The 12231-nt window shown below is 43.4% G+C and carries 14 protein-coding genes; 6 read left to right on the forward strand and 8 right to left on the reverse strand.

The annotated features are described in order from the left end of the window. Together QUA38_RS22735 and QUA38_RS22740 are read left to right on the forward strand one after the other, a co-directional pair. The coding region (locus QUA38_RS22735; protein ID WP_333165830.1) for a GAF domain-containing sensor histidine kinase at positions 1–935 on the forward strand (935 nt) is incomplete at its 5' end. Positions 936–1104: 169 nt separating this feature from the next. Continuing rightward, entirely contained in the window at positions 1105–2640 is a 1536-nt protein-coding gene (locus QUA38_RS22740; RefSeq protein ID WP_333165832.1) for an ATP-binding protein, read from the forward strand. A 556-nt stretch (positions 2641–3196) separates the two neighbouring features. On the opposite strand, the gene QUA38_RS22745 is transcribed toward QUA38_RS22740, so the two are convergent. Continuing rightward, a complete protein-coding gene (locus QUA38_RS22745) occupies positions 3197–3958 on the reverse strand; it encodes a hypothetical protein (RefSeq protein WP_333165834.1) in 762 nt (253 codons plus the stop codon). Next, positions 3918–5306 carry a HAMP domain-containing sensor histidine kinase gene (locus tag QUA38_RS22750; protein ID WP_333165837.1) on the reverse strand — a complete coding sequence of 463 codons (1389 nt, stop codon included), beginning with the start codon at positions 5304–5306 and terminating at the stop codon, positions 3918–3920. The genes QUA38_RS22745 and QUA38_RS22750 overlap by 41 nt, the downstream gene beginning before the upstream one ends. 121 nt (positions 5307–5427) lie before the next feature. Here QUA38_RS22750 and QUA38_RS22755 point away from each other — a divergent pair, with 121 nt between their 5' ends. Together QUA38_RS22755 and QUA38_RS22760 are read left to right on the forward strand one after the other, a co-directional pair. Next, a complete protein-coding gene (locus QUA38_RS22755) occupies positions 5428–5595 on the forward strand; it encodes a hypothetical protein (protein WP_333165840.1) in 168 nt (55 codons plus the stop codon). 106 nt (positions 5596–5701) lie between these two features. Further along, positions 5702–6025: a DUF3155 domain-containing protein gene (locus QUA38_RS22760; RefSeq protein ID WP_333066452.1), complete on the forward strand. Its 324-nt coding sequence runs from the start codon at positions 5702–5704 to the stop codon at positions 6023–6025. A gap of 355 nt (positions 6026–6380) precedes the next feature. Here the strand turns inward: QUA38_RS22760 and QUA38_RS22765 are convergent, their stop codons facing one another. The 4 genes from QUA38_RS22765 to QUA38_RS22780 all read right to left on the reverse strand — a co-directional run bounded on the left by QUA38_RS22765 (position 6381) and on the right by QUA38_RS22780 (position 8173). Continuing rightward, positions 6381–6914: a cofactor assembly of complex C subunit B gene (locus tag QUA38_RS22765; protein ID WP_333165842.1), complete on the reverse strand. Its 534-nt coding sequence runs from the start codon at positions 6912–6914 to the stop codon at positions 6381–6383. Between the two features lie 173 nt (positions 6915–7087). Continuing rightward, a complete protein-coding gene (locus tag QUA38_RS22770) occupies positions 7088–7219 on the reverse strand; it encodes a hypothetical protein (protein WP_333165844.1) in 132 nt (43 codons plus the stop codon). Between the two features lie 15 nt (positions 7220–7234). Continuing rightward, complete coding sequence (locus QUA38_RS22775) at positions 7235–7627, reverse strand: PadR family transcriptional regulator (protein WP_293144339.1); 393 nt, start codon at positions 7625–7627, stop codon at positions 7235–7237. A 342-nt stretch (positions 7628–7969) separates the two neighbouring features. Beyond that, positions 7970–8173 carry a DUF751 family protein gene (locus QUA38_RS22780; protein WP_190657763.1) on the reverse strand — a complete coding sequence of 68 codons (204 nt, stop codon included), beginning with the start codon at positions 8171–8173 and terminating at the stop codon, positions 7970–7972. Between the two features lie 274 nt (positions 8174–8447). Between QUA38_RS22780 and QUA38_RS22785 the strand changes: the two genes are divergently transcribed. Then, positions 8448–9323: a DNA adenine methylase gene (locus tag QUA38_RS22785; protein WP_333165846.1), complete on the forward strand. Its 876-nt coding sequence runs from the start codon at positions 8448–8450 to the stop codon at positions 9321–9323. Positions 9324–9411: 88 nt separating this feature from the next. Here QUA38_RS22785 and QUA38_RS22790 read toward each other — a convergent pair whose 3' ends face one another. After that, positions 9412–9894, reverse strand: coding sequence for a PD-(D/E)XK nuclease superfamily protein (locus QUA38_RS22790; protein ID WP_333165848.1), 483 nt, complete (start codon positions 9892–9894; stop codon positions 9412–9414). Between the two features lie 27 nt (positions 9895–9921). Further along, positions 9922–10857: a metallophosphoesterase gene (locus QUA38_RS22795; RefSeq protein WP_333165851.1), complete on the reverse strand. Its 936-nt coding sequence runs from the start codon at positions 10855–10857 to the stop codon at positions 9922–9924. A gap of 103 nt (positions 10858–10960) precedes the next feature. Here QUA38_RS22795 and QUA38_RS22800 point away from each other — a divergent pair, with 103 nt between their 5' ends. Beyond that, entirely contained in the window at positions 10961–11992 is a 1032-nt protein-coding gene (locus tag QUA38_RS22800) for a hypothetical protein (protein ID WP_333165854.1), read from the forward strand. Positions 11993–12231 lie beyond the last annotated feature (239 nt).

Raw genomic sequence — 12231 nt, forward strand, 5'->3', positions numbered from 1 at the left:
TTACTACCGATCGCCTAGAATTGTTAAAACTTTTATCTTCCCAAATTGCTATTTCCATTGAGAATGCTCAACTTTACAAAAATTTACAGGAGTTTAATCAAAACTTAGAGCAATTAGTGAGCGATCGTACTCAACAATTATCGAACACCCTAGAGGCTTTAAAAGCCACCCAAACTCAGCTAGTCGAATCTGAAAAAATGGCATCTCTGGGAGGATTAGTTGCTGGTGTTGCCCATGAAATTAATACTCCCATCGGAGTGGGTGTCACTGTTGCTTCAGCTTTGGCAGAAAATACCACCGAATTTGCATCTATTTATAAAAGTGGCAAAATGAAGCGCTCGGATTTAGAAGAATTTGTCGATATTGCTACCCAAAGCAGTAAGGCACTTCTAATTAACCTAGATCGGGCGGCAGCCTTGATTCAAAGCTTTAAGCAAGTAGCAGTCGATCGCTCTAGCGAAGAACGGCGTACTTTCCAGATTAGACCTTATCTTGATGAAATTTTATTACAATTAAAACCAAAGTTGAAAAATAGCCAACATTCGCTTAAAATTAAGGGAGATAGCAAAATTGCTATAGATTCTTATCCAGGAGCCTTGTCCCAAGTTGTGACAAACTTGCTGATCAATTCTCTGATTCATGCCTACGAACCAGGGATTTCTGGGGAACTACTCTTTGCTTGGGAGCAAGAAGGTAATCGGCTAAGGTTTGAATACGCCGATCAAGGTAAAGGTATTCCCCCAGAAAACTTAAGTAAAATTTTTGAGCCATTCTTTACCACTAAGCGTGGTCAAGGTGGCAGTGGGTTAGGGCTACATATTGTTTACAATTTAGTCACTCAAAAACTAAAAGGTGAAATTGAATGTCTAAGTGAGTTGGGAAGAGGAACCAAGTTTATTATTAAATTACCCATGCAAATTGATGCACAAATGTAGAGTTTCAATTCCGAGTTTCTGGCAAAGATAACTAAGTAAGTTCACCTCATTAAAAAAAAATAACGATGACTGAAAAGGTTGCTGTGTAACTCTTCTCTCTTCTGCCTTTTTATTAACAGGTTTTCTAACTTCAAATCTCAACATTAGTAAAAAATAAAGGTCTACAGCAATGAAAAGTGATTTTGACGATTTGTTAAATAAACCATCTGTAGAAACAGTATTCTTTGCCGAAGCAATCGACTCCAATGATGAAATATTTTTTGCAGATGAAATCACAGAAGAAAAGCTGACTGAAAGTTGGAAAATTTTAGTTGTAGATGATGAGGCTCAAGTTCATACAGCTACCCAAATTTCACTAAGGAAGTTTGTCTTTGAAAATAAATCTTTAAGCTTTATTAATGCTTACTCCGCTCGTGAAGCTAAACAGCTAATCCAAGAAAATCCTGATGTTGCCATCATCTTACTTGATGTAATTATGGAAACAGATGATGCTGGCTTAAACTTTGTTAAATATGTCCGAGAAGTTTTAGGCAATCAGTTAGTGCGAATTATTTTACGCACGGGTCAACCCGGACAAGTACCTGAAAAAAACATTATTATCAATTACGATATTAATGACTATAAAACTAAAACTGAATTAACGACATCAAAGCTATACACTACGATGCTAACAGCTTTGAGAAGTTTTTCTCTAAGTCAGAATTTGCAGTCGGAAATAGAGCGTCGCAAACAAGTAGAGAAAGCACTCCGTATCAGTCAAGAAAAAGAATACCAAAAATCTCTTGCCTTAGAACATTTTGTCAAAGAACTGCAAGAAACACAACTTCAGTTAGTTCAAAGTGAAAAAATGTCTAGTCTCGGTCAATTAGTTGCAGGTGTCGCTCATGAAATCAACAATCCGGTTAACTTTATTTACGGCAATCTCTCCCACGCCAACGACTATATTAAAGAACTCATTAATATGTTGAATCTTTACCAACGGTATTACCCGCAACCAGAAGCAGAAATTGTCCATGAAATAGAAGATGGAGAGTTACCATTTATCATAGATGATTTACCAAAATTGCTTTCTTCCATGCAGTTAGGGATCGAACGCATTCGCACTATTGTTCACTCTCTACGCAATTTTTCGCGGTTGGATGAAACTGAAATTAAATCAGTAGATATCCACGAAGGCATGAATAGCACTTTGCTGATTTTACAGCACCGACTAAAGGCTAAGTCTGAGCGACCTGCTATTAATGTGATAAAAGACTATGGTGCATTGCCGCTTGTGAACTGTTATGCCGGTCAGCTCAATCAGGTGTTTATGAACCTTTTAGCGAATGCTATAGATGCTTTAGAAGAGCGGCTAAGTAGAGAAGATGGTGCAGTTTTTAAACCCCAGATTTTGATTCGTACTGAAGTGGTACCCGGCAATTCGCATGACAACATTAGCTCGGCTTCCCACATCCTGGTAACAATTTCTGATAATGGTGTGGGCATGACAGAGAAAGTTCGTGCTAAACTTTTCACTCCCTTTTTTACTACTAAGCCCATAGGAAAAGGTACAGGAATGGGATTGTCCATCAGCAGAAAAATTTTGATAGAAAAACACTGCGGTCAATTGGAGTGTATTTCTATCCCAGAGCAGGGAACCCAGTTTATTATTGATCTGCCGATTATCTGTACATCCACTAAGCTCGCCACCGTAGCGAATGCCTAGAAAACTTATCTGGCTGAATTGATCGTATATCGGTTTTCAGTTGCATGAGAATAAGGTAATTGCCAATTCCTCATTAATGGGAATTCTGACATAATTTTTTCCCACATCAAGTCCCCACCGCACAAAACGGGGGGGACTTGATGCAATACGGTTCATTTAGTGCTAAAACTTTTGAACCACTTTGGATTATTCTTAATCAATGGAAGGGCTATTTTATGTGACAGATTGCTGGAAAGTTGACCGAAGTTTTAGTCCTAATTTAAGTAAAATTATGAGCTAAAATTATGAGTACAAACTATAGGAAAAGACTTGACGGAAAAAATACAATATGAAGACATTATTTTACTCACTTCAAAGAAAAAGCTTGGCTACTCTAAATCCGAACAAAGGCTCAGATACTCCGTTGGATGGATTATTAATTCACCGTTCCTAAAGTTGTCGATATTCCAATTCCATATCAAAATCAAAGAAATTATTTTGGTTTTATGCGATCGCCGGCGTGGCTTAGTGATACCCTAATTCAGAAACGACTTTTTTTGTAATATCATCGACGCGATCAACGATTTTCGCTTTGCTGGAAATGCCGCCAAACTTCATGATGACAGACGTACCAAAAATACAGAGCTAAATTCACAAGACCTAATAATTTAGTGCCATCTTCTAAAATCGCGTGTAGTCCTTGATTTGGAGTGTTTAAAATATCCTCCAACCGCGAGATAGCAAACAAGATGAATGCTGCAACTAATGGCAGGTAAGGAGTAGTTTTGATGTATCGCCAAAACTTAACTAGGTAAAGGAAAACAGCACTACCATAACACAAGTAAATTAATTTCTTAGATATTCCCAACCGAGACATAATCAAAGTCATCCGAAACCTGTCATCCAGGTAAAAGACTCCCAGGAGTAAAGCACTAAAAAATAAGAATATCGCCGCTCGACTCTGCGGCTCTTTTTGGCGCAACACTCCAAAAGTAAATGCACAAATTGCGACTGAGAGGCACCCGATAACTTCGGAAACTCCGGTTAGAATTCCTTCGTAAGGGAGCCAGAAATTAAAAGGATCGCTAAATAGGCGTTCAACTCCGCGTCCCTTGTTGTTGAATTTGGCATATACGCTCAGCCCGCCCAAAATCACAATAGTTAGAATGTTAAAAAAAGCTAAAAGCGGTACACCAAAAAAGTGTTTCTTGAAAACTTTTAAAGAATTTGATAACTTGGGGATTTTATCGAATAAAGGCAGATGCTTCATAAAAAATGTCTCTAAGAAATAGAGTTCGTTAATTATTAACTGGTAGCCAAACCACAAAGGTAGTGCCACGATCCGTTGGATATAATAAATTAGTTTCTGCAAAGGGTAGCCATTCAGGATTGACTGGGGAAAATACTTCTATTTCTCCTTGCATTTGGCGGACTAAATCGCGGGCGATCGCCAAACCCAATCCTGTGCCGGGAATTTCGGTCTGCGCTTTTTCTCCCCGGTAGTGCCGCTCAAATAAATGCTCTAAATCCTGGGGAGGAATGCCGGAACCTGTGTCGCTGACGGCAACTGCTATGGCAGGCAATTGGCTGTATCCTGCCCGATCGCCATCGGCTGCTTTGTACCTTACTTTAATATAAATTTGGTGGCCGGCAGGGGTATATTTCAAAGCATTGTCAATTAAATTGCTCAAAACTTCGCGCAAAGCTCGATCGTTCGCTGAGACTGGTGGCAAATCCGCCTCCATGTCGGCTACCAATTTCAGATTCCTTTCAGATGCGATCGCCTCGGCGGAAGTTAACAGCGGTTTTAAGACTTCTGTAACAAAACAGGATTCCTCCAAATTGGCCACAGGTGACAGCGACAGAGGAGAATGCCGGATTGATTCCACATTGGAGGTTGTTGTTTCGGAAGTACCCGATCGCAGTTTTAGATGTGCTTCGCCGGTGTCAACAGTTCGATCGAACTGGCCGAGCAACTCTTGCAGCCGATCGCTCTCTCGGACAATACTAAAAGCCACATTGCGGTTTTTGTCTTCCGGTACCAGCCGCCGCGCTAACAACTTGCCAAAAGTTCGCAACGCTGTCAGCGGACTTTTGAACTGGTGCAGCAAATTGTGCATCGTGTCGTAAACCTGAGCCTGGATTTGCCGGGCCGAACCCAATTCCTGCTGCATCCACTGCGATCGCTGGTCTAAAATGCAGGCTAGGGCTAAGGTGCGAGCAATTTGTTGTATTTGAGCCTCCTCTCGCTCGTTCCAAGGCCTGTCTTGCCGACCGCTGACTAGGAGTCCCATTACAGCTCCCTCGTGTATCAGAGGTGTCACTATCTGCATCCGCTGCTGCCACAAATTCTCCGGGCCTTGGCACTGATGGGAACTGCGCTCCTTACCCGGAAGTCGATCGGGTGCGATCGCCCCTACCGTTGATTCTTCCACAGGCCGAACAGGCGGCGCCAGCAGTCGCGGTACCGGTTTCACTGTCGAGCTTTCGGAAGATTGCAACCTCAACCCCTGATTTTCTTCCGATTCGGCTGAGGTTTCTGGGTAAACTGCGATCGGCACCAACTTTGCTTCGCTGCCTTCTACCAGCTCTTGTGTTAGGTATACCGCGCTGAATGTCGCGCCCAAACTAACGGCGATGGCCACCTGCGAGCGGCAAAGTTTGACAAATTCTGAACTGGCTGGCATTAACATGAGCGCCACATTAAGATATCTAACGGAATTCTAAGTAAATTACAAATGATGTGCCGCCGATTACTGATGAGAGACTTCTAGATTTCAGATTTATTCCCTTTGATAGAAGGCAGCTATGTTGAAGGCATGGGGCTTTCATGAACCAAAATTACCCCGCCTCCCCCTCAGCGCAGCTTCCACCGATCCCCAAGCTTGGCTTTTGGCGGAACTTGCGGCCCACAATACCACAACCGCTACACTTTTGTCGATCGGCACGAATGTTAAGATTATGTCGATATATTAAAAACAGTTGAAATTTTGAGCTAGAACGGATATACTGGCCTCGGATTTGGTAGCTATCATTACAACCTGTCTGCTCATACTGTCTGCTCACAGAGGAGGTAAAGAAATTGGCCAGGAGACGCAAACGCAAGAGTCGCCGCCGACAAGAAGGACGCAGAATTTTAGAGTGTGTGCCTCAATATAGCATCGAGAGCGGCGAAGATAAACCCGTAACAGCGGCTCGCAAGTTCATCCATGCAGAAGGCATTGCTCCCCCAGCTTTGCTGTTAGTCAAGCGTAACGAGCATACCACTGACAGATACTTCTGGGCTGAAAAAGGTTTATTTGGAGCCCAATACGTAGAAGAGAACCATTTCTTGTTTCCCAGCTTAAAGGTGATGTTGGAAGCTACCACAGAAAAAATTCCTGTGGTGTCAGCGGCCCGCGCATAGCTCAAAATGTTTAGCTCAAAACATTGACAGCAATGTTTTTCTAAGTCTTTTAACAAAAGCGCGAGAGTTCTCATTGTCTGGAGAGTGCCAACTGAAATTTCTGCGAAAAGTCCTTACGAATTAGGGTATAAGGAGCCATCGCAACAGGCTTGATCGCAGCCCAAGGGCGATCGCCACAATTGGCACTTTCACGATAATGGTTTTTTTTAGATTGACTGTTTTGTCGATAGAACAAGTGGATCAAAAAAACAGCCACTGGTTTATCAACGAGAGAGCCGCTCTTAAGTCATCGGTTTGTCAGCTCGAAGTCCAACTACGGCATCTAGCATATCAAAAAACGTTCCGCGTCAAACTTTTAATCGAGCGGTTTCAAATCTAAAGCTTTTTGCATGGCTGCTAGTTCATCGCGGTGAGCTCTGACAGTAACAAAGCTCTTGGTTTGGCTTCCAGACTCAGCAACTGATTCGAGTTTGAGGGAGACTTGCTCAGAGCGTCCAGCTTTTTTCCAGTAAAATACCCCCGCCAGCGGGGACAGCAGTACCAAACCTAGGAAAATTTGACCCTGTTGGGGAACTAGCATTCCCAAAACCAGCCCCAAGCACAGAGCGCCGCCTGCACTCAGCAGAGTTAAAAAAATAGCTAGAAACCAACTCGGCCGCACAAAACCCTCAAACGTGACTTTATAGTTGGGGGCATCGACGGCTGCAACTCGGTAAGCTCTATCGGCAAAATACTGTTGTAAGTCGGCTAACAGTGACTCTTGGGCGCTCTCGGAAGCCAGCTTGACTTGTTCGATTCGATCTTTGACTGAAGCCTTGATGAAGAAAAACAAGCCAACAGCCAGCAGTAGCGTTAGCAAAAATGTTGAAGGAAGAACAGCAGTATCCATCGGTAGAAGTTTGTGTAATTGAAATTCTCTACTATTACTTTACAGAACTTGACATACGAAAGCGATCGAGGACTTACGCAGACACTTTGTTATCAAAATTCGCCGAAAGCGTTGTAACAAGGTGTTTTGCTCTCCATCACCAAATTCCCATATCTCCCCATCGTCGCTAATTCTCAAGTGAGAATGCGTAAGTCCTGACGTAGTGTAGCTGCTTTAATCGCTGTGCGGCGGGCGATCGAGCAAAGCGAAGGCAAGGAAGGCAAATCGCTTTGCAAGTAGCGCCAGCATCTCCAGGGTTTAGGCATCCGATTCCAACTCGGCTAACCTGTGTGACCAGTTTCTAAGGCGCGGGGCCGACGCCCTGACGCGCCGTTTCCCTGACCTATGTACTCGTGCCAGAGACGAGCGAGGTCTTGAGCTTGGTGCCGCCACTCAGGGAGGATTTGATACATCCGGCGGGGGCGGCCGCGTCCTTCTACTTTTTTCCAGTAACCCGTGATTACGGCTTCATCTTCTAGGAATTTTAGAGCGCTGTAGAGAACGGTATCAGAAAGTCGGTAGATGGGGAATTCCCTCTCTAGTTGGCCAATCAGTTCTGTACCGTAGGAATCTCCGCGCAATAACACGGAGAGAATGTAGCACACAGCTAATTCCTTGTTTAGATAAACAGGAGGGGGGTCTTGAAAAAATTGATATATATGTTCAAACTTCATCTGTCTTGTCCGCTGGAAACTCTCGTGATACCGTCAGGTTAACGGGAGAGGAAAGCGGGGCGGGGGATGCCGCTTCCTAATGATTAAGTGGGACATTGGGGAAACAGAGGTGCAGTATTTCCCCAGTGAATGTAGATGGCCGCAAAGGCTTGTCCTGCACTTCGGTAATCTTTGCCTGCCCCTTGGTTGAGGAGGACTGCCGTAACTAGCGCTATTTTTTCCTCTTCCAATCTATCGCAGCGACTATTGTCAAGTGTGCGATCGCCTGCAAGAGTTGGCAGTTACTTTGGGAGTTAGTGTTTTAACTGAATTTGCAGTTAATGTTTGCGATCTAGCTTGGCTTTAAACCGAACTCAGGCCTAACATAGCCCGCAGTGTAAAAGTTAGAAAGACAAAAGTCGCTACAATCGAACTAATCAGGGCGATCGCAGTTGCCGGTCGATCGAGCAGGGGTTTGAGTCGCTCGAACAGGAAAAAGAAAATTCCCAGACATATCGTGATGAAAAAGCGCGGGTAGCGAGAGACGTTATTAATAAAATCTTGCATGAGCTTGGTGGGGTAAAGTGTCACAGCACAATCTTTGACTGGTAACACTTGTGAGCGAGTTAGACAATTTTGGCACAGCCGGAGCTAAATCTGCCAATCGGGCGATCGGGCATTTTTGCCGGCGAGGCTGACATATATAATTCTAACGAAAACTTTTCGCCGATGGCTCCGGCACTCTCTGTTTAATGCCACGCGACCTCCGGTAAGAACTTCAGAAGTATTTCTATTGAGTTCTACTTGTGATAAATATTATAGGGCCGTTATTTCTAGATAAATGTCTGCTGCCGCACCTTCTTTCGTCTTGCCACGTCCCTTTCTGAAATGGGCAGGAGGTAAAACTAGGTTGATTGGACAATATCAACCTTATTTTCCTAAAAAGTTCACAACTTACTACGAGCCTTTTTTGGGTGGCGGAGCTGTGTTTTTTTACTTAGCACAGCAGAACCCAGGTTTGCAAGCTGTTTTAACAGATATTAATCCTGAGTTGATTAATGCTTATCGCTGTGTCAGGGATAAAGTTGAGGAGCTGATTCTACTTTTAGAGCAGCATCAGTTAGAACATACCAAGGACAATAAAAATTATTATTACTGGGTGCGATCGCGCTCCTACAAAACCGATACAGAACAAGCAGCACGCCTAATTTACCTAAATAAAACTTGTTACAACGGCCTCTACAGAGAAAACTCAAAAGGTGAATTTAATGTTCCCATAGGTCGATACAAAAATCCTAACATTTGTCAAGCAGATTTACTGCGATCGGTCTCATCTTTACTCGCGCCCGTTCAAATTGAAGTCAGAAAATTCGAGGAAATTTTGGATTTTGCTACTAGCAGCGAAGACTTTGTTTATTTTGATCCGCCTTATTATCCAATCAGTGCCACTAGTAACTTTACTACTTACAGCCGGGATAATTTCAAAGAATCGGAACAGCTTAAACTGAGAGATATTTTTGCAGAAGTTGCAGAACGCGGCGTGAAAGTTATGCTGTCTAATTCTAACTGCGATTTTATCGCTCAAATCTACAGCGATAGTGAAGTTTTCAAAAGACATCCTCTGCCCAAATTAATTGATATATCTGCGTCGCGTGGAATTAATTCTAATAGTGACAAGCGCGGAAAAATCAAGGAATTATTAATAACTTCATTTTAGATTACACTTAAGCAAACTCTCTACCTAAGCATATTATGTATGAGCAACCCGTGATTGCCCCGCAGGCGGCAAAGTTGCGTAATTCCTGTTACAAATATTTGTTAGCCCAGGCAATAAAACCTTCGAGCTTGTGAACTGCCAACAAATTTTGATTGTCAGGAATTTGTTTTTTAAACCAGTCGATCGAACCTTGCCTCATACCGTCACCACCCACTATAACAATAGTTGGCACCAGATAACAATTTTTAATATTTAAATTGAGGTAAGGATACTTCTCGTCTACTGAACCTTTGTCTTCTTGCCACTTGCACTCAACAATTAGACCCCGAGGAAAAGAAGCGGAATTAACAATGTAAAAATCGACATTTATTTCAGTTTCATAGATGCTAGACCCGATATAAACCTGTTTAGCATATCGCTTGGGATTTTCAGTAGAGATTAAGAGCCAATCTCGCTTGCGCTTTTTCGGCAACTGGGGGCATATTTCAAGATATCCGTGGCCTCTCAACGTACCTTCTACAGTTGTTTCTAAAACAAAACCAGTTTTATTGGCTCTACAACCCCTATTCATTTTGTTGGCTCCTGAATATAATCTGAATTAAGCCGATCGCACTTGAATCATCCCTCGGTCGAAAACCCGTTTGTCAGTACCGATAGAACTGACAAATATCCGGTCTTTATAGACATCAAACGTCGCAAAACTCAGGCGGCTAGCAGAATACTCCGTCCACTCAGAGCGCCCCACGGGACGAGTGCCCGCGCCGGCACCGCAAATTAAATAAGTTGTACCGTTAATCGATCGAGTACGTTCGTAATTGTGCTCGTGTCCGTTGATATAAAGCTGCACGCCGTACTTTTGAAACAACGGCGTCAAAGTCTTAATAAAAGGTTGATTCGATCCGTAGATGCCAGAGGAATAAATCGGGTGGTGGCCAAACACAACTTTCCAAGGTGCCGTGCTCTGACTCAACTCTTTTTCCAGCCAAGCAAGCTGATTTTCCCAGTCAGCATTGTGATTGGTATCTAAAGCAAAAAACTGTACCGGATCGCGCCGAAAAGTATAGTAGCGACCTTGCATATTAAAACCCGCATATTTAACTTGCTGGTCGCCGTTACCAGTGCGGATGTCGTGATTTCCCAGACAAGCAAAAAATTTTACGTTTTGCTGCAATAACGGCTGATAAGGCTTCTCGAAAACAGCATTAATTTTTTCAAATTCGCCGTTATTGTAGATATTGTCGCCGGCGAGAACAGTAACATTAAAAGGGTTTTCCCGGTGATATTGCGCCATCGCCTCAGCCACAGCATACTGACCTTCAGCGCCGGTACCGGTGTCGGCTACCGAAATAAAGCGTAAAATAGGCGGTGAGGCCGGCAAAGGAACGATCGTCCTTTCTGCCTCAACGTTAGAAGCCACAGCAGAATCGGTGTCTGTACCCCAGGAAGTCCGAAGCTGAAACATTTTCCAGACTCCGGCAAAACCTAAGCTGCTGAGACTGCCTAAAATTAGAAAGTGACGGCGTTTGATACTCATTTTGATTCAGTTACAACTAATGAAATGATAAATTAAGGTTGAGATGGCTCAACTAAAAATTTATCGCTTTTAGATATATTTGCAACGCCCCAAGGCAGAGAAAATGTCAGAAGAACAACTAAACCAGTCAACTCCAGAACCCTCTCAATCTCCGACACCGGAGGTTGACTCGCCTGCAAAGTCTGCCCCCACTGGCAGCAAAACTCAAAATGCCAGCAGCGCGGTTCCCAAAAATCAGAGAATTAAAGCTTTGATTGCCTCGATAGGGAATTTGGGAAAAAAAGGGAAAAAATTAGCAGCAGAACCGCCGTTGCAGGTCCAAAAGCCGATCGCGCCCACCGCTTCTGAGTCAGCAACAGTAACTCCTCCCACTGTTGCTGCGGAAGTTAACAGTGTGCCTCTAAAAGTTGCTGTAAAAGTTGATAAAAAGCCTGTATCCCAACGCACGGAAGGGAGTTTTTTAGAGAAAGTCGTTGTACTTTGGCAAAGTATTGTGCGGCTAGTGCGATCGCTACTGCCACCATCTGCCAATGAGAAGCTCTCCGATCCAATTTTAAACGCCGCATTAGCCGCAATTCTGATCGTTGCAGTGGGTTTAACTTTCAACAGTTTCTCGGCAAAACCGCCGGACAAAGTAGCAAAAGTTCTTCTCCCAGCAGCGCAGCAGTCGCCACCAACCTTTGGCGATTTTGTGGAGCCGGGAACGCCGAAATCGCCAGAGGCGATCGTACCGTCTGAGCCAATCTCTGCTAAATTCAAAAGCAAGTTGCCCGATTTAGTGGCGCCGGAAAAACCGGAACCCGTAGAAATTATCCCACCACCACCGCTGACGCCCGAACAGTCACTGATTGCTGGGATTCAAAATCAAGTTACTGACATTAAGAATCGACTGGGCGGCGGTTTAGTTGAGTCTGTTCAAGCTAATTTTTCCAGCAGCATTTTGACAGTAAAAGTCGCTGAAGATTGGTACAAACTCAGCGAAGTTGAGCAAAATCAACTAGCAACGAAGATGTGGAAGGAGGCTAACTCACTCGATTTCAGCAAGCTAGAAATTGCGAATAGGGAAGGCAAGTTAATAGCTAGAAGTCCGGTTGTTGGTTCGGAAATGATTATTTTAGAGAGAGGGATTAATTAGAATTTAAAGAGTCTGTATCTGTACACCATCTTACCAGCCGTAAAGTCCAGGACGCATAACATAATTATGTACCGTACTTCCTGCGTACCTTACGGCTGTTGATTTTTTGGAGGAATCTCGAACTTTTAAAAGTTCCGAGAGAATGCTATAGCAAAACCATTTGATTTGTAAACAATGGGTTCAATCATCACAAACGTTTCAGGTCGTTCTACATTCACGACTCCAATAGACTTGCTATA

It is taken from the genome of Microcoleus sp. Pol12B4, assembly GCF_036701385.1.
Classification (GTDB): domain Bacteria; phylum Cyanobacteriota; class Cyanobacteriia; order Cyanobacteriales; family Microcoleaceae; genus Microcoleus.